Below are 17,410 nucleotides of genomic sequence, written 5' to 3' on the forward strand. Positions count from 1 at the left end.
GCGATCAGCCTGCCTGGCGCAGGCGGTAGAGGGCGTTGGCCAGGGCTACGTCTTCCAGGCCCAGGCCGATCGAGCGGAAGAACGCCGGGCGCCGGTATTCCGGACGTGGCGCCTGGCCGCTGAGCAGTTCGGCGAGGTCGCCGCGGATCGCCTCGGGGCTCCAGCCATGCTGTTCGGCGGCGATCAGCATCTCGCCGGCGGAGCCTGGGGTGGTGTGCCGGTAGTCGCAATAGACGTCCATGGCCGCCAGGCTTTCCGCCGGTACCTCATGGGCGCGGGGCGCGTTGGTGCTGATCGAGGTGACCAGCGCCGGGCGCTCGAGTTGGCGCGGGTCGATCACTGCTCGGGCCGAGGAGGTGCAGAGCAGGATCACATCGGCTTCGTCCAGCGCTTCCTCCAGGCTGCCGGCGGCTTCGGCGCGCGGGTCGATGGCGCGCAGGCTTTGCAGGCGGCGCTCGTCCAGGCACGGCGAATGGACTCGCACGCCCTGCCAGTCACGCAGGCCCTTCACGTATTGCAGGTGGGCATGGGCTACCGGTCCGCTGCCGATCAGCGCCAGGCGGCCGGCTTCGGCCGGAGCCAGGGCATCCACCGCCACGGCGGTGGTGGCGGCGGTGCGCGCGGTGGTCAGCCGGGCGGCATCGCAGAGCAGCAAGGGCTGGCCGGTCTGCATCGACATCAGCAGGGTCCAGGCGGTGACCAACGGGCCCTGTTCGCGAACGATGTAGGGTGAAGTCTTGACTCCGTAGACCTGTTCCTGGGCGAGCACGCCGAGGTAGTTGATGAAGTCGCCGCGACCGGCGGGGAACTCCACCAGTTGCTGGGCCGGCTGGAGCGCCTGGCCGGCGGCCAGGTCGAGGAACAGCTGGCGCATGGCCTGGAGGACGTCGATACGGGCGAGCAGTTGCTCGGCTTCGGCCTGCTGGACGATCAGGGGAGTGGCGGCGCTCATGCGATCTCCGGAATGGATGTAAACAATTTGTCCATTCTGGACTTTAAGGTATTGCCGGGCAAGCGCCGACCCGCCTCGATGACCGACGGCGGCACCTGCGTGTCGCAGAAACGAAAAAGGCGAAGCCGGATGGCTTCGCCTTTTTTCTCCACGCCTGCGTTCAGTGCTTACGCGGTACCGGCTTGAGCAGTTCGGCCGGCGGCATCTCGCAGGTGATCTTGCGGCCCAGCAGTTCTTCGATCGGCGGCAGGGCGAAGGCATCGTCCTCGCCGGCGAAGCTGATCGAGGTGCCCGAGGCGCCGGCGCGGCCGGTACGACCGATACGGTGCACGTAGTCGTCCGGGTCCTCCGGCAGGGTGAAGTTGATCACATGGCTGATGCCGTCGATGTGGATGCCGCGGCCGGCCACGTCGGTTGCCACCAGGACGCGGATCTTGCCTTCGCGGAAGCCTTCCAGGGTGCGGATGCGCTTGTGCTGCGGCACGTCGCCGGACATCTGGGCGGCGCTGATGCCGTCCTTGGTCAGGCGTTCCTCGATGCGGCGGACTTCGTCCTTGCGGTTGGCGAAGACCATCACCCGTTCCCAGTTGTTCTGTGCCACCAGGTTGTACAGCAGCTTGTACTTGTCGCTGCCGGCCACGGCGTAGACATGCTGCTCGACGGTGTCGCTGGCGACGTTCTCCGGCTCGATCTCGACGATCGCCGGATCGACGGTCCACTGCTTGGCGAGGTTCATCACGTCGTCGGTGAAGGTCGCCGAGAACAGCAGGGTCTGGCGTTCGCCCTTGTGCGGGGTCTGCCGGATGATCTGCCGGACCTGCGGGATGAAGCCCATGTCGAGCATGCGGTCGGCTTCGTCGAGGACCATCACCTCGACCATGTCCAGGTGCACCTCGCCGCGCTGGTTGAAGTCCAGCAGACGGCCTGGGGTGGCTACCAGGATGTCGCAGAAGCGCGCTTCCAGCTGCTTGAGTTGCTTGTCGAAGTCCATGCCGCCGACGAAGGTCATCACGTTCAGCCCGGTGTACTTGGTCAGCGCCGCGGCGTCCTTGGCGATCTGTACCACCAGTTCGCGGGTCGGGGCGATGATCAGCGCGCGCGGCTCGCCCATGTAGCGCTCTTTCGGCGGCGGGGTCTGCAGCAACTGGGTGATGATCGAGATGAGGAACGCGGCGGTCTTGCCGGTGCCGGTCTGGGCGCGGCCGATAGCGTCCTGGCCGCGCAGGGTGAAGCCCAGTACCTGCGCCTGGATCGGGGTGCAGTAGGGGAAGCCGAGGTCATGGATGGCGTGCATCAGGCTCGGGGCGAGGTTGAAGTCGTGGAAGCGGGTCTTGCCTTCCTGCGGTTCGACCACGAAGTCTTCCAGCTTCCAGTTGTCCACCGGCTTCGGCTTGCGTTCGCGGCGCGGCTTGTCGCTGCGCGGCTTGGCGTCCCGGCCTTCTTTGCCGGCGGGTTTGGCGGGCTTTTCGCCTTTCTCGGCCTTTTCAGCGGCGCGCGGGGCGCCGGACTCGTTGTCGGCGCGCGGGGGGCGCGGTTTGCGTGGGCGTTTCTCGGTCGGCTTTTCGCCGGTGGGGGCGGTACCTTTCGCGGTAGCGCCGGCAGGGCCTTGCGGGACCGGGGAGGAACCGCTCTGCGGCTGGGTTCCGTCGGCCTTGCCGAAGATTTTCTTGAGTGCTTTGAGCACGGCGATCTCGTAGTGGTTAAGGAATGAACGGGCGCCAGTGTAAAGCATGTTGCCAGCGGGGAGAAATCCATGCTTGGCCGGCGCCCTCCAGCCCTGGCCGGACGGGGCCTGGAGGGGGCTGCGCGAAGCGCCCGGGGCAGCCTTCGGGAGGACTCGTGCGCGCGACCGGCGGCGCGCTACAAAAAGACAACGGTAGGGCGACGACGGGGGTGGCATCTTCGGGACGGTGCCGGAGCGATCCGGCGAGTGTCCACCCACTCACCAACGGAAGAACAAGAAAACCATGAATCCGTCCCCATCGATCGTCGGGCTGAGCGATATCGAAGCCCTGGAACGCGTGCCGCTGGAACAGCGCGACCTGCCGTCCAGCACCTACGAACTGTTGCAACGCTCGGCCCAGCGCCACGGCCAGCGTATCGCCCTGAGCTGCCTGCTGCATGGCAGCGCCGCCGAAGAACCGTTGCGGATCAGCTATGCCGAGCTGTTCGCCCGCGTCACCCAGACCGCGAACGCCTTGCACCGGCTGGGCCTGGAAAGCCACCAGGCGGTGTCCTTCCTGCTGCCCAACCTGCCGCAGACCCACTACGTGATCTGGGGCGGCGAGGCAGCCGGGATCGTCAATGCGATCAACCCGCTGCTGGAGCCGGAGCACATCGCCGAGCTGATCCGCGCCTCCAACACCCGGGTGCTGGTGACCCTGGCGCCGTTCCCCGGCACCGACCTGTGGCAGAAGGTCGCCGGCCTGCGCGCGCAGTTGCCGGAGCTGTACGCGATCGTCGTGGTCGATCCGGCCAACCTGTTACCGGCGCCGCAGCGCGAGGCGCTCAAGGCCCAGCGCGGGCCGCTGCCGGAGGGCGTGCTGGACTTCGATACGCTGATCGCCGACTGCCCGGCAGACCGCCTGGAGAGCGGACGGGCGATCCATCCGGACGACGTCGCTTCCTATTTCCACACCGGCGGCACCACCGGCACGCCGAAGCTGGCGCCGCACAGCCACTTCAACGAGGTGGCGATGGCCGAGATCATGGGCCTGAACGCCGACTACGGGGTGGACGACGTGCTGCTCTGCGGCCTGCCGCTGTTCCACGTCAACGGCGTGATGGTTACCGGCCTGGCGCCCTTCCATCGCGGCGCCCAGGTGCTCCTGGCCGGGCCCCAGGGCTACCGCAATCCGACCCTGATCCAGGACTTCTGGAAGCTGGTGGAACGCTACCGGGTCACCAGCTTCAGTGGCGTGCCGACCATCTACGCGGCGTTGCTGCAGGTCCCCAGCGATGGCCGCGACCTGTCCAGCCTGCGTTTCGCCCTGTGCGGCGCGGCGCCGATGCCGGTGGAGCTGATCCGCCAGTTCGAGGCGCGTACCGGGCTCAAGGTGATCGAGGGCTACGGCCTCACCGAAGGTACCTGCGGCACCAGTTGCAACCCGCGTGGCGGCGAGCGCCGGCCGGGTTCGATCGGCCTGCGCCTGCCGTACTGCCAGGTGAAGGTCGCGGTGCTCGACGGCGAGGGCAATTACCTGCGCGATGCCGCGCCGAACGAGGTGGGCAACCTCTGCCTGAAGGGCTCGACGGTGTTCAAGGGCTACCTGCAACAGGACCGGAACCGCGATATCTGGATCGGCGATGGCTGGTTCAATACCGGCGACCTCGGTCGTATCGACGAGGACGGCTACATCTGGCTCACCGGGCGCAGCAAGGACCTGATCATTCGCGGTGGCCACAACATCGACCCACAGATGATCGAAGAAGCGCTGCACCGGCATCCGGCCGTGGCCCTGGCGGCGGCGGTGGGCAAGCCGGACGCCAAGGCCGGCGAGCTGCCGGTGGCGTATATCCAGCTCAAGCCCGGCGCCAGCGCCAGCGAGGAAGAGCTGCTGGAGCACGCCAGCCGCCACGTACCGGAGCGCGCGGCGGTGCCCAAGGATATCTGGCTGATCGAGAGCATGCCGGTCACCGCGGTGGGCAAGACCTTCAAGCCGGCGCTGCGCCTGGACGCGATCCGCCGGGTGCTGGAGGAGGAAAGCCGGAGGATCGCCGAGGATATCCGCGTGGAGGTGGTCGCCGACGAGCGCCACGGCCAGCTCGCCCACCTGCACGTTCCCGCGCTTGACGAAAGACGCCAGGCGGCGCTGGAAGAGCTGCTCGGCGGCTACGCGCTGAACTACCGGCTGCACGCCGTCTGAGAGAAGCTCCGGGCGTCAGAGGCGCTTGCGCAGCCAGGCGCCGATGTCGTGGATTTCCTCCAGGGACACCTCGTGGCCCATCGGGTAGTCGTGCCAGCCCACCTCCACGCCCTGCGCCTGCAAGGCGTCATGGGCCGCGCGGCCAAGCGCCGGGTCGACCACGTCGTCCTGGCTGCCGTGCAGGTGCAGGACCGGAATCCGCTTGTGGCGCTCGTCCAGCGCCAGGTCGTCGAAGGTCGGCGCGTAGGTGGATAGCGCCAGCACCCCGCCGAGCGGCTGGGCGTAGCGGCGGAAGGCGGTATGCAGGACCACCGCGCCGCCCTGCGAGAAACCGGCGAGGATGATCCGCTCGGCGGCGATGCCCTTGGCGCGCTGTTCATCGATGAGAGCGATGACCTGGTCGGCGGAGGCGTTCAACTGGTCTTCGTCGATGGCCCGCGCCGGACTGAAGGCAAGGATGTCGTACCAGCTCGGCATGACCCAGCCGCCATTGACCGTCACCGCCTGGCTCGGCGCCTGGGGGAGGATGAAGCGGGTGCTCGGCAGGACCATCTGCAGGGCTTCGGCCACCGGTTTGAAGTCGGTACGGTCGGCGCCCAGGCCGTGCAGCCAGATGATACAGGCGTCGGCATTCGGGGCATCGAGGATCAGGGGTTCGCTCATGACGGCTCCAGGCAGGGGGCATATGCGTTCGGAATGGGAGGACCATTCGACAACAGGCGCTTTCCCGCTCGCAAGTCGGCCAGATTGTCGCAGATCATGCATTCGCCAATTTCCCGCGGATGCGCTTTGCTAAGGGAAGTGCGCCGGGTACGCCGTTCGTCGCCCGCCGCGGTCGCGCCGCCGGCTGCCTCTGCCGGTGCCGCGGCGCTTGCGGTTACAGTGCGGCGACCGGCCCGGGAAGCGACCGGCGCGGGGCCGGCGGTTCACCCAGGGGCGGCGAAGGGAGTGGCGAACAGATGACAATAATGAAAGGTACCTGGCTGCTGCTGGCCGCCGTCTGCCTCGGCGCCAGCGCCACGGCCGAGGCCGGTGCGACGCTGGATGCGGTGAAGCGCAAGGGCTACGTGCAGTGCGGCGTCAGCGACGGCCTGCCGGGGTTCTCCTACGCCGACGCCAAGGGCCGTTTCAAGGGGCTCGACGTCGACATCTGCCGGGCGCTGGCCGCCGCGCTGTTCGGCGACGCCGAGAAGGTGCGCTTCACCCCGCTGTCCGCCACCGAGCGGTTTTCGGCGTTGCAGTCCGGCACGGTCGACCTGCTGTCGCGCAACACCTCATGGACCAGCTCGCGGGATACCGCGCTGGGCATCCACTTCACCGGCGTCACCTATTTCGACGGCCAGGGCTTCCTGGTCAATCGCAAGCTCGGCGTGTCCAGCGCCCGCGAACTGAAGGACGCGACGGTGTGCATCCAGTCCGGCACCACCAACGAGCTGAACGTGGCGGACTACTTCCGGGCCCACGGCATCCGCTACAAGGCGGTGCTCGACGACAGCTACGAGAAGAGCGCCCGTGCCCTGGAGGCGGGGCAGTGCGACGTGCTCAGCTCCGACCAGTCGCAGCTCTACGCCCAGCGCCTGAAGCTGGCCAAGCCGGAGCAGTACGTGGTGCTGCCGGAAGTGATCTCCAAGGAGCCGCTCGGCCCGGCCGTGCGGCAGGGCGACGAAGCCTGGTTCAACATCGTCCGCTGGACCCTGTACGGCCTGCTCAACGCGGAGGAGCTGGGGGTCACCTCGAGCAACGTCGAGCGCCAGGCCAGGGACAGCCGCAACCCGGACGTCGCCCGCCTGCTCGGCAGCGAGGGCGACGCCGGCAAGGACTTGCAACTGCCGCGCGACTGGGTGGTGCAGATGGTGCGCCAGGTCGGCAACTATGGCGAGATCTTCGCCCGCAACGTCGGCGACGGCAGCCCGCTGAAGATGCCGCGCGGCCTCAACGCGCAATGGAATCTCGGCGGCCTGCACTATGCGCCGCCGATTCGCTGACCGGCGGGGCTGGCTGAACTCTCGCCAGCACCGACAATCCGATAACAGACAGACGCACCGGTGCCGGTGCACTATAGAGCGACGCGTCATGCCGAACACCGAACAAGAGAAATGCCCGTGAACCTATCGATGACTCCCATCAACAAAGCCAAGGCCTGGGGCGTCCACGCCGTCACCGCCAGTGGCGTGATCCTGGCCTTGCTGGCCCTGCTCGCGCTGGTCGACAACAAACCCCAGGCCTGCCTGCTCTGGCTCGGCCTGGCCCTGCTGGTGGACGGCCTCGACGGCACCCTGGCGCGCAAGTACGAAGTCAAGGAAATGCTGCCGCATTTCGACGGCTCGGTGCTCGACCTGGTGATCGACTACCTGACCTACGTGTTCATCCCGGCCATCTTCATCTACCGCTACATCCCCCTGCCGGAGCATTTCGAGCTGCTGGCGGTGGGCGTGATCCTGGTTTCATCGCTGTTCTGCTTCTGCAACGTCAACATGAAGAGCACCGATAACTACTTCGTCGGCTTCCCGGCCGCCTGGAACGTGGTGGCGGTGTACTTCTACGTGCTCGACCTGCACCCCTGGGTCAACCTCGCCACGGTGCTGGTGCTGGCTGCCCTGACCCTGACCCGGATGAAGTTCCTCCACCCGTTCCGCGTGCGCCAGTTCATGCCGCTGAACATCGCCGTGACTTTCGTCTGGCTGATCAGCAGCGGTCTGCTGATCGTCCAGCAGCCGGCCGACCTGCCGATCCTGCTCGGCCTGTGGTTCGCCGCCTCGGCCTATTTCGTCGGTATCTGCCTCTGGCGCAGCGCCCGCGAGTGGTTCGGCTGAAACGACCCGGCACGACGGCGTTCCCGCCTGGGGACGCCTGGCAAGTCCCTATCATCGCAAGGAACCCCGCATGGCCCACCCCAACGCCGAACTGATCGAGCGCTTCTACCAGGCCTTCCAGCGCCTCGACGGCGAGGCCATGGCGGCCTGCTACGCTCCCCAGGCGACCTTCCACGACCCGGCCTTCGGCGAACTGCGCGGGCGCGAGGTGGGCGACATGTGGCGCCTGCTGACCAGCCGGGCGCGGGACTTCCGCCTGGACTACGCGAACGTCCGCGCCGACGAGAACGAGGGGCGTGCGCAATGGGTGGCCCACTACCTGTTCACCCAGACCGGGCGCAGGGTGGAGAATCGCATCGAGGCCCGTTTCCGCTTCGCCGACGGTTTGATCGTCGAGCATCGCGACCAGTTCGACCTGTGGCGCTGGAGCCGCCAGGCGCTTGGCGCCAAGGGCCTGCTGCTGGGCTGGGCGCCGCCGGTGCAGCGGGCGATCCGCGGGCAGGCGCGCAAGGGCCTGGCCGCCTACCAGGCTGCCCATCCGGCGGCCGGCTGAGGCTGTCGGTGGCCGAAGCGCGGATAATCTCCTAAGCTCGCCGCGGACAACCCGCAGGACGCCGCGATGATCACGCTCTTCCAGTTTCCCGCCGCATTCAACGTACCCAATGCCAGTCCCTACTGCCTGAAACTGGAAACCTGGTTGCGCCTGGCCGGCCTGGAGTATCAGGTGAAGGTCGTCAGCGACCCGCGCAAGGCGCCCAAGGGCAAGCTGCCCTACGTGCGTATCGAGGGCGAGGCGATCGGTGACAGCGAGATCGTCATCCGTACCCTCGGCGAGCGCTACGGGGTCACTCTCGACGCAGGCCTGGATGCCCGGGGCAAGGGCTGGGCACGGGCGATCACGCGCCTGTGCGACGAACACCTGTACTACCTGATGCTGTATTTCCGCTGGTTCGATGAGGACAGCTGGCGCGTGCTCAAGCCGGTATTCTTCGGCTCGCTGCCATTCGGCGTGCGCGACGCGGTGGCCTGGGCCATGCGCCGCAAGGTCCGCGCTACCCTCAGGGCGCAGGGACTCGGGGTCCACGGCAGGGACGAACTGCTGGCCTTCGCCCGCGACGACCTCGATGCCCTCGACGGCCTGCTTGGCCAGGTCCCGTACTACGGCGGCGAACATCCGTGCAGCGCCGATGCCGCCGCTTACGGTATCCTCGCCAACCTCATCGAGGCGACCCTGGATACCCCACTCAGCCATGTGGCGCGAGGCTATCCGCGCCTGGTGGCGTATTGCGAGCGGATGCGGGAGCGGGTCTGGAGTGAGTGAGGCGACGGCCGCCACGGCGGCGATCGGGAAGTGTTGGTCGGTCTACCTGGTGAGGGCGGAAAACGGCGCGTTGTACTGCGGCATCAGCGACGATCCGCTGCGCCGCTTCGACACTCATTGCAGCGGCAAGGGCGCGCGGTTCTTCCATTCCAGCCCCGCCCGCGCGCTGGTCTACGTCGAGGCCTGCGCCAGCAAGGGCGACGCCCTGCGCCGCGAGCGGGCGATCAAGGCCCTGAGCAAGCGCGCCAAGGAGCGCCTGTTGGTCGGCGTACCGGTGTTGCGCGAGGTCGGCGAGCCGGCAATCTAGGACGTTCATCTGCGGTCATGGGGTATTCGTGGGTTACCTGAAGAATCATTGGTGGAAACGCTGGATCCGCCGCCGCGGCTGCAAGCTGGCCGGCGGCCCGGCCAGTGTCGGCAAGCGCACCACGCTGGTGCTCGAGGAGCAGGTCGAACTCGGCCACCTGCGCATCGTCCCGCCGAGGCTGGAGATCGGCGCCTACAGCTATGTGCGCAGCGGCACCGACCTGTCCCTGGTGGCGTCCATCGGGCGTTTCTGCTCGATCGGCTCGGACTGCTTCATCGGCCAGGAAAAACATACCCATCCCAGCGACTGGGTGAGCAGCCACCCCTTCCAGCACACCGGCACCGCGCTGCGCTACGAGCCGGCGCTGAGCTACGCGGAAATCGGCCACGACGTCTGGATCGGACACAGCGCGATGGTGATGGAAGGGGTCAAGGTCGGGACTGGGGCGATCATCGCCACGCGCGCCGTGGTCACTCGCGACGTGCCGCCCTATGCCATCGTCGCCGGGACTCCGGCGCAGGTGATCCGCTACCGGCATCCGCCGGAGATCATCGAGGGCCTGCTCGCCTCACGCTGGTGGGAGCTGGATAGCGCCTTCCTCACCGGCCTGCCGCTGGACCGACCCCGGGAGTTCCTCGCCGCCCTGGAGGCGCGCGAGGCGCCGCGTGCGGCGTACCGGCGGATGACCATCACCCGCCAGGGGTGCCGGCTGGATTGAGCGCGCCCATCGCCAGGCCCATCGGGCCAGGCGATGGGGTGCCCTTCATGTCCCGGATTGTCATAGGCGTGTTTTCCCTGCCGCGCTAAGCTGGTGCCTCACATCCGCCCGGAGGCGCCCATGTCAGAGCTGATCCTGCATCACTATCCCACTTCGCCCTTCGCCGAGAAGGCGCGCCTGCTGCTCGGTTTCAAGCAACTGTCCTGGCGCTCGGTGATGATTCCGCCGGTGATGCCCAAGCCGGACCTGGTGGCGCTGACCGGCGGCTATCGGAAGACCCCGGTGTTGCAGGTCGGCGCCGATGTGTATTGCGATACCGCGTTGATCGCCCGTCGCCTGGAGCAGGAAAAGGCGGTCCCGGCGCTGTTCCCCGAAGGCCAGGAGATGGTCGCCGCGAGCTTCGCCCAGTGGGCCGACGCGGTGCTGTTCCAGCACGCGGTAAGCCTGGCGTTCGCCCCGGAGTCCATCGCCGTGCGTTTCGGCAAGCTGCCGCCGGAATTCCTCAAGGCCTTCATGGCCGATCGCAGCCAGCTATTCAGCGGCGGCAGCGCCGGCCGCCTGCCGCTGGAACAGGCGCGCCACCAGTGGCCGGCATTCATGGCGCGACTGGAGCGCCAGTTGTCGCGCGAGGACGGCGATTTCCTGTTCGGCGAAGCGTCCGTCGCCGACTTCGCCGTGGCGCACTGCCTGTGGTTCCTCAAGGGCACGCCGGTCACCGCGCCGCTGGTCGACGATTACCCGCAGGTGCAGGCCTGGTTGGGACGGGTGCTCGGCTTCGGCCATGGCGCGCCAGCCGAGATGAGTGCGGAGGAAGCCCTGGAGGTGGCTCGCGGCAGCCAGCCCGCGGCATTGCCGGACGAATCCTTCAGCGACCCCAACGGTTTCCTGCCCGGCCAGGCGGTCGCCATCGCCGCCACCGACTACGGTGTCGACGCGGTACAGGGCGAACTGCTCTTCGCCGGCAGCGAGGAACTCATCCTGCGCCGCGAAGACCCGCGGGCGGGTACCGTGCATGTGCATTTCCCGCGCCTGGGCTTTCGCATCGAGGCGCGTTGAGGCATGCCGGCGGAGACCCCGCCGCTGCGGCCGGACGCCGATCCGCCGCAGTGCGCGTTGCCCGAGGCGAGGCCGGACCGCGACGCCGGCACCAAGCTGCGCGCCGCGGTGCTCGGTGCCAACGATGGCCTGGTGTCGAACCTGTGCCTGGTGATGGGCGTGGCGGGTGCGAGCATGGCGCATTCGTCCATCGTCCTCACCGGGATGGCCGGACTGGTGTCCGGGGCCTGTTCGATGGCCCTCGGCGAGTGGCTGTCGGTGACCAACGCCCGCGAGATGGCGAGCAAGCGCATCGCCGAGGAAGAACGCCTGCTCAGGCTCTGCCCGAACACCGAGACCCAGGAACTGATCGATATCTTCACTGCCAAGGGGCTGAGCGAGGTGTCCGCCCGGCGCGTGGCCCTGCAACTGATGAACGACGGTCGTGGCGCGCTGGACACCTTGTCCCGCGAGGCCCTCGGCATCGATCCGACGGAGTTGGGCGGCAACCCGTGGAACGCGGCGGGCACGTCGTTCCTGCTGTTTTCCCTTGGCGCCCTGGTGCCGGTGGCGCCGTTCCTGTTCCTCGACGGTGCCGCGGCGCTGGTCGCAAGCCTGCTGTCCAGCCTGCTTGCGCTGCTGTTCAGCGGCGCGGTCACCGCCCGTTTCACCGGGCGGCCGCTGGCGTTCTCGGCGTTGCGCCAGGTGCTGGTCGGTACCCTTGCCGCGGCCTTCACCTATGGGTTGGGCACCGCGCTCGGCGTGGGCCTGGGCTGAAAGTCCTTCGCCTGCCGGGGACTCCGTTTTACACTGCGACACCCGGCCGGCGTGGCCGGGAACAGGAAAAACCGACCAGGGAGTGGCCATGAACGCCTACGACATCGAAATCGTCAACGACGCCGCGCACGCCGGCGAAGCCAACCACGGCTGGTGCTTCGGCCTGCCGCCGGGCATCCGTCCGGAGCAGTGGCCGCTGGATCCGGACACCGGCTATCCGCTGATGCACGGCTTCACCCTGCTGCTGCCGGAGGACTACCGGGTGCATGGCCCGGAGATCGTCGCGCTGAGCTTCTTCTCCCTCGCCCCGGACCAGAACGACGGTGGACCGACCAGCGTCGACGGCATTCGCGAGATGCTCATCGATCCGCCCGCGCAACCGCCGGCCGAAGCGGAACTGCGGCCGTTCTGGGAGGCCGGGCGCAATAGCCATCCGCGTCTGCATCGGATGGAGGACATCCTCGGCGGCGCCTATGCGTTGATCCTGCTCGACGCCGCTGAATTCAGCGGCGCGCCCTGCCAGCCGCCGGCGCTGCCGGCGGGCAACCCGCTGTTGGCGCAGACCGAGCCGCCGCAGTGGCTGGAGGCTGGTTCGGCGGCCAGCTTCGTGCCGGACTGGGCGGAGGACGACTACTACCTGCTGCGCGCCCTCGGTGGCCGCCCGGCGGCCGGCCACCAGCAACGCTACCCGCTGCGCTGGACGGCGCGGGCGCAAGACCCCAACGCCGGGGTGGTGCCCAGCGAATACGGCGACGGCGGCTACCAGCTGCCGCACTACTGGCTGGACGGCAAGATCGAGCGCGACAACTACCGCGAGCATCCCTGGGTGGAAGGGCACCTGCCGAACCATATCGGCGGCACCATGCGTCCGGTGCAGGGCGTGCCGGAGATGAGTCCCTTCTACGTAGAGTTCGAGGAATACCTGGGCGGCTACAACTTCGGCGGCGGCAACGCCCAGCTCGATTTCCGCGACATGCGCTTCGACTGGGCCTGCGGCTGAGGAGGGAAAGGGAGCGCCGGCGGCGCTCCGGGGCGGCGCGGGTCAGTCCTTGCGCCGCTTGAGCTGGTCCTTCAACTGGGTCGGCAACTGGCGGATGATCAGCATGTCGCGCTCTTCGTCGTATTCCACCTTGGAGCCCAGCAGGTGCGCCTCGAAGCTGATCGACAGGCCTTCGGCGCGGCCGGTGAAGCGGCGGAACTGGTTGAGGGTGCGCTTGTCCGCCGGGATTTCCGGCGACAGGCCGTAGTCCTTGTTACGTATGTAGTCGTAGAACGCCCGCGGTTGCTGGTCGTCCATCAGTTCCGAAAGCGCGTCGAGGGTCATCGGCTCGCCGATGCGCGCCTGGGAGGTGGCGTAGTCGACCAGCGTCTCGGTCTTCTCGCGGGCCTGTTCCTCGGCCATGTCCTCGCTTTCCACGAAATCGCTGAAGGCTTTCAGCAGGGTGCGCGTCTCGCTCGGCGAATCCACCCCTTCCTGGCAGCCGATGAAGTCGCGGAAATAGTCGGAGACCTTCTTCCCGCCCTTGCCCTTGATGAACGAGATGTACTGCTTCGACTGCTTGTTGTTGCGCCATTCGGAGATATTGATCCGCGCGGCCAGGTGCAACTGGCCGAGGTCCAGGTGGCGCGACGGGGTGACCTCCAGCGACTCGTTCACCGCCACGCCTTCGCTGTGGTGCAGCAGGGCGATCGCCAGGTAGTCGGTCATGCCTTGCTGGTAGTGGGCGAACAGGATGTGGCCGCCGGTGGAGAGATTGGACTCCTCCATCAGCTTCTGCAGGTGCTCGACCGCTTCGCGGCTGAAGCCGACGAAGTCGCGATCGCCCTCCAGGTACTCACCGAGCCAGCCGCTGAACGGGTAGGCCCCGGACTCGCCCTGGAAGAAGCCCCAGGCCTTGTTCTTGGCGTTGTAGCTTTCGTTGAGGTCGGCCAGCAGGTTCTCGATGGCCTGGGAGTCGCCCAGCTCGGCGTCGCGCGCGTGGAGCACGGCCGGGGTGCCGTCGGGCTTCTTCTCGATCAGGTGGACGATGGCGTGATGGATCGGCATGTCAGGTTCGACCTTTCAGGTAATCGGCGGCGCCGCGCAGGTTTCCGCGACGCTGCGGGACACGCCGCTGGCGCGCCCGCGGATCGGCCAGTTTACCCGAGGTTGCCGGCTTCTGCCTGCGTCGCCTGGCGTTCCTGCAGACCGTGCAGGCGCTTGATCACGAAGTTCAGGTGCAGGTGCAGCTCGTACAGCTCGTGGTAGTAGGAGAGCGGCACCTCCACGGTGTTCAGCTCGCTCTCCAGTTTCTCCAGCCGCTCGATCTCGCTTCTCAGTTGCTCGGCGTCGGTACCGCTGTCGAGCTTGCGGTCGATGTCGCGGATGTAGCGGTACCAGCGGTAGATGCGCGCGCGGATGCGCCAGCGATACAGCGGGCCGATGGACTTCATCAGCGGGATGAGGATGGCGATGAACGGGATCAGCAGGATGATGTAGCGGTCCGCCAGGGAGGCGATGCGGAACGGCAGGTAGCGCTGCAGCAGCGGCAGGCCGCTCTTGTAGTAGCGCTCGGCGTCCTCGTGCAGGCGCAGGGTGCGCGGCTCGGCGCTGGGGAAGGCGCCGGGCTTGTCGAGCAGGCTGCCGTCCTTCATCACCTCGCGCGCGGCTTCCAGCACCAGCGGGATCAGCGCCGGGTGGAAGCGTTCGTTGATCACCAGGGTGGCCACCGGCGACAGGGTGCTGATGTTTCGTTCCGGCACGTTGCGCGGCAGGTTGAGCAGGCCTTCGCCGACCTCGACCCGCTTGAGGAACGGCAGGCGCGCCTCGTAGGCGGCGCTGCGGCGGAAGTTGACCAGGCGAAGCTGGTCGTTGTCGGCCAATTTCTGGATCGCCGGGTTCTCCGCCGGGCCGACGATGAACGCCGCGTCCAGCTTGCCGGCCAGCAGGTCGTCGACCACCGCGTTGCCGCCGCGGGCTTCCCAGGTGATCGGATAGTGTCCCGGGGCGATGTCGTTGGCCTGCAGGATCGCCTCGGTGGCGGCGCGGGTGCCGCTGCCGTCGCTGCCGATGGCCAGGCGCAGGTGCAGCAGGTCGCTGAGCTGGTCGATGTGCACGTTGCTGCGGTGGAACAGCCAGAGCGGTTCCTGGTAGACCGCGCCGAGGGTCTGCAACTGGCGCGCCTGCCCGGCTTCGAGCTGGCGCTCCTGGCCGCTCTGGACCAGGGCGATGTCGACCTCGCCGGTGCCGAGCAGGCGCTCCAGGTTGTCGCGCGAGCCGGCGCTAGGCACCAGCTTCAGTTCGAAGCCCTGCTCCTTGAGCTTTTCCCGGAGCTTGCCGGCGAACACGGCGTAGCCGCCGCCCTCGGCGCCGGTGGCCATGGTCGCGCTCATCGGCGGCGGTGGGGCGACGAAATAGAACACCGCGGCGACCAGGGCGGCGATCACCGGGATCAGCCAGAGGTTGGCGCGGATCAGGATGGCGAGGTCCTTGAGCAGGTGCTTGATGCGATTCATGAGCGGTCCTTGTGCTGCTCTCCAGAAGGGTATGACGGATGCGGGCGGGCGCACTCCTCAGCGTAGCCGAGGGTCACCGGCGGTCCGTGCGGAACTGCCGGCAGAGCACCCGGTGGCGATGCCGGAAGATGCGGGTGAGGAACCAGCGTACCAGTCCGGCGGCGAATAGCGGGCGCACGGTCAACTGGTCGACCAGCAGGCATTCCCCGGCCTCGCCCGGTGTCGGCAGGATGCGTCGCTCGTGGCGCCAGAGGCGCATGCCGGTCATCGGCGACTGTTCGATGAAGCCGTGGCCGGGCGTCAGCTCCAGCAGGGTCAGTTGCGAAGTGCCCAGCGGCAGCAAGCCGAACAGGCGCATGTGGCTGCGGAACAGCGGGCGCCGGGGCACTACCTCCAGGTCTTCGAGGCTGCGGATACCGGGCGGTACGCTCATGCTCAGCAACGGGCGTATCTCGCGGAGTATCCCGTCCACCGAGGTGATCCACCGCCAGAGCTGTTCGGGGCTGGCCTGCAGGCGCGATTCGAAATGCAGGCTGATATTCATCGCAGGCTCCTGCTAGGGTTGTGGGAGGACGCGCTGTCCATGGCGCCCGTGCCGTGCAAGCCTAAGCCAGACGAACCGAGACGTCGAACCGAAGGAGGACGCCATGCTGATCCGCGCCGCAACCTCGACCCTGCTGGTGGTCGATATCCAGGAACGCCTGCTGCCGGCCATCGACGACGGTCCGGCGCTGGTCGAGTACAGCCAGTGGTTGTTGCGCGTGGCCCGCGCACTGGACGTGCCGGTGCTGGCCAGCGAGCAGTACAGCAAGGGCCTGGGGCCGACGGTGGCGGCCCTGCGCGATGAGCTGGAGCCCACGCAGATCCTCGAGAAGCTGGACTTCTCGGCCGCCGCCGACGGCGCCCTGCTGCGCGCGCCCGGCGGCGACCGCCGGCAGTTCGTGGTTTGCGGCAGCGAGGCGCACGTCTGCGTGCTGCAGACCGTGCTCGACCTGCTTGGCCGTGGTCGCGAAGTGTTCGTCGTGGAGGAGGCGATCGGCTCGCGGCGGCCGAGCGACAAGGCGCTGGCCGTGGAGCGGATGCGCCAGGCCGGGGCGATGATCGTGTCGCGGGAGATGGTCGCCTTCGAATGGATGGAACGCGCCGGCAGCGACCGCTTCCGCGAGATCAGCCGCAACTTCATTCGCTGAGCGGCGGTTGCTCGGCCTGGTAGCGCCGGGCCTCCTCGCGCAGCCAGTCGGCGAAGGCCTGGTGGCGGTCGCTCGGCGGCTCGCGCTGCGGCCAGACCAGCCAGTAGGGATAGGGGTAGGGCACGCGGATGTCGCCCAGTTGCACCAGGCGGCCCTCGGCGAGGGCGCCGGCGACCAGGCTGCGACGCTCCAGGGCGATGCCCTGGCCCAGGCGCACGGCTTCCAGCAGCAGGTTCGAGTCATTGATCAGCAGTCCGTGCTGCGGTTCCGCCACGCCGGCGCGCTGGCACCAGAGCGCCCAGGATTCGGTGGAGCGCAGTGTAGGGCAGGCGACGATCTCGCTCGGCGTGCGCGGCAGGCGGCCGCCGTTGAAGTCGGGCGCGGCGACCATCAGCAACTCGTCGTCGAACAGGCGTTCCCGACCGACCCCTTCCCAGTCGCCCTTGCCGATGCGTACGCCGAGGTCGGCCAGGCCCTGGCGCAGGTTCTGCACGTCAAGACTGGCCACCAGCCGCACGCGACAGTGCGGATGGCGCTCGCGAAAGCGCGGCAGGCGCGGCAGCAGCCAGTTCAGGCCGAAGGACGGCATCACCGTGACCACCAGCTCACCCTCCCGTGGACGCGCCCGCACCACCCGCGTGGCGTCGGCGATCTCGCCCAGCGAGGCGCGTACCTGCAGGGCGTAGAACCGGCCGTTCTCGCTCAGGCGCAGGCCGCGCCCCTCGCGGACGAACAGGGCCAGGCCGAGGAGGTTTTCCAGCAGCTTGATCTGCTGGCTGATCGCTGAGTGGGTGACGTGCAGCTCGCTGGCGGCCTGGCTGATGCTGCCGAGCCGGGCGACCGCTTCGAAGCTGCGCAGGGCGGTGAGGGGAGGGAGGTCGCTCATGTAAGTTTTTCTAAAGGATTCGCTGAATTTATCTCGATATTTTTCGCGTT

Annotated in this window: 18 protein-coding genes; 11 read left to right on the top strand and 7 right to left on the bottom strand. The window is 67.9% G+C overall.

The annotated features are described in order from the left end of the window. Positions 1-4 precede the first annotated feature (4 nt). Entirely contained in the window at positions 5-952 is a 948-nt protein-coding gene (dauB, locus tag AT700_RS05400; protein WP_003137803.1) for an NAD(P)H-dependent anabolic L-arginine dehydrogenase DauB, read from the bottom strand. A 160-nt stretch (positions 953-1,112) separates the two neighbouring features. Next, positions 1,113-2,636: an ATP-dependent RNA helicase RhlB gene (gene rhlB, locus AT700_RS05405; protein ID WP_016562231.1), complete on the bottom strand. Its 1,524-nt coding sequence runs from the start codon at positions 2,634-2,636 to the stop codon at positions 1,113-1,115. A gap of 283 nt (positions 2,637-2,919) precedes the next feature. Between rhlB and AT700_RS05410 the strand changes: the two genes are divergently transcribed. Further along, the gene (locus AT700_RS05410; protein ID WP_033957565.1) at positions 2,920-4,818 is read left to right on the top strand and encodes an acyl-CoA synthetase; all 1,899 of its coding nucleotides are present in this window, start codon (positions 2,920-2,922) and stop codon (positions 4,816-4,818) included. A gap of 15 nt (positions 4,819-4,833) precedes the next feature. On the opposite strand, the gene AT700_RS05415 is transcribed toward AT700_RS05410, so the two are convergent. Further along, positions 4,834-5,481 (bottom strand): alpha/beta hydrolase, encoded by a 648-nt coding sequence (locus tag AT700_RS05415; protein ID WP_003105021.1) that lies wholly within the window; start codon positions 5,479-5,481, stop codon positions 4,834-4,836. A 296-nt stretch (positions 5,482-5,777) separates the two neighbouring features. Here AT700_RS05415 and AT700_RS05420 point away from each other — a divergent pair, with 296 nt between their 5' ends. From AT700_RS05420 to AT700_RS05460, 9 genes are all read left to right on the top strand, one after another. Then, positions 5,778-6,803, top strand: a complete 1,026-nt coding sequence (locus AT700_RS05420; RefSeq protein WP_003119272.1) for an amino acid ABC transporter substrate-binding protein — start codon at positions 5,778-5,780, stop codon at positions 6,801-6,803. 111 nt (positions 6,804-6,914) lie between these two features. Continuing rightward, positions 6,915-7,631 (top strand): phosphatidylcholine synthase, encoded by a 717-nt coding sequence (pcsA, locus tag AT700_RS05425; RefSeq protein WP_003105024.1) that lies wholly within the window; start codon positions 6,915-6,917, stop codon positions 7,629-7,631. 70 nt (positions 7,632-7,701) lie between these two features. Further along, a complete protein-coding gene (locus AT700_RS05430) occupies positions 7,702-8,184 on the top strand; it encodes a nuclear transport factor 2 family protein (protein ID WP_003113784.1) in 483 nt (160 codons plus the stop codon). A gap of 66 nt (positions 8,185-8,250) precedes the next feature. Beyond that, on the top strand, positions 8,251-8,952 hold the full coding sequence (locus AT700_RS05435) for a glutathione S-transferase C-terminal domain-containing protein (RefSeq protein WP_003092922.1): 702 nt from the start codon (positions 8,251-8,253) through the stop codon (positions 8,950-8,952). Then, positions 8,945-9,259, top strand: a complete 315-nt coding sequence (locus AT700_RS05440; protein WP_003119275.1) for a GIY-YIG nuclease family protein — start codon at positions 8,945-8,947, stop codon at positions 9,257-9,259. The genes AT700_RS05435 and AT700_RS05440 overlap by 8 nt, the downstream gene beginning before the upstream one ends. A gap of 28 nt (positions 9,260-9,287) precedes the next feature. After that, on the top strand, positions 9,288-9,977 hold the full coding sequence (locus tag AT700_RS05445; RefSeq protein ID WP_003092917.1) for a CatB-related O-acetyltransferase: 690 nt from the start codon (positions 9,288-9,290) through the stop codon (positions 9,975-9,977). Between the two features lie 120 nt (positions 9,978-10,097). Then, a complete protein-coding gene (locus AT700_RS05450; protein WP_003092916.1) occupies positions 10,098-11,033 on the top strand; it encodes a glutathione S-transferase family protein in 936 nt (311 codons plus the stop codon). Between the two features lie 3 nt (positions 11,034-11,036). Then, positions 11,037-11,789 (top strand): VIT1/CCC1 transporter family protein, encoded by a 753-nt coding sequence (locus AT700_RS05455; protein ID WP_003105033.1) that lies wholly within the window; start codon positions 11,037-11,039, stop codon positions 11,787-11,789. A gap of 88 nt (positions 11,790-11,877) precedes the next feature. Then, positions 11,878-12,789 (top strand): hypothetical protein, encoded by a 912-nt coding sequence (locus AT700_RS05460; RefSeq protein ID WP_003119277.1) that lies wholly within the window; start codon positions 11,878-11,880, stop codon positions 12,787-12,789. A 42-nt stretch (positions 12,790-12,831) separates the two neighbouring features. On the opposite strand, the gene yejK is transcribed toward AT700_RS05460, so the two are convergent. The 3 genes from yejK to AT700_RS05475 form a co-directional block, all read right to left on the bottom strand. Then, positions 12,832-13,836, bottom strand: coding sequence for a nucleoid-associated protein YejK (gene yejK, locus AT700_RS05465; RefSeq protein WP_003113787.1), 1,005 nt, complete (start codon positions 13,834-13,836; stop codon positions 12,832-12,834). A 92-nt stretch (positions 13,837-13,928) separates the two neighbouring features. After that, positions 13,929-15,284, bottom strand: a complete 1,356-nt coding sequence (locus AT700_RS05470; protein WP_003111143.1) for a TAXI family TRAP transporter solute-binding subunit — start codon at positions 15,282-15,284, stop codon at positions 13,929-13,931. A 73-nt stretch (positions 15,285-15,357) separates the two neighbouring features. Beyond that, positions 15,358-15,828 (bottom strand): hypothetical protein, encoded by a 471-nt coding sequence (locus tag AT700_RS05475; protein WP_003100569.1) that lies wholly within the window; start codon positions 15,826-15,828, stop codon positions 15,358-15,360. A gap of 103 nt (positions 15,829-15,931) precedes the next feature. Here AT700_RS05475 and AT700_RS05480 point away from each other — a divergent pair, with 103 nt between their 5' ends. Beyond that, a complete protein-coding gene (locus AT700_RS05480) occupies positions 15,932-16,474 on the top strand; it encodes a hydrolase (RefSeq protein ID WP_003100571.1) in 543 nt (180 codons plus the stop codon). Here the strand turns inward: AT700_RS05480 and AT700_RS05485 are convergent. After that, positions 16,464-17,360: a LysR substrate-binding domain-containing protein gene (locus AT700_RS05485; RefSeq protein WP_003100573.1), complete on the bottom strand. Its 897-nt coding sequence runs from the start codon at positions 17,358-17,360 to the stop codon at positions 16,464-16,466. The two genes, AT700_RS05480 and AT700_RS05485, sit on opposite strands and share 11 nt — an antisense overlap. Between the last annotated feature and the right edge of the window lie 50 nt (positions 17,361-17,410).

Source organism: Pseudomonas aeruginosa (genome assembly GCF_001457615.1).
GTDB lineage: Bacteria > Pseudomonadota > Gammaproteobacteria > Pseudomonadales > Pseudomonadaceae > Pseudomonas > Pseudomonas aeruginosa.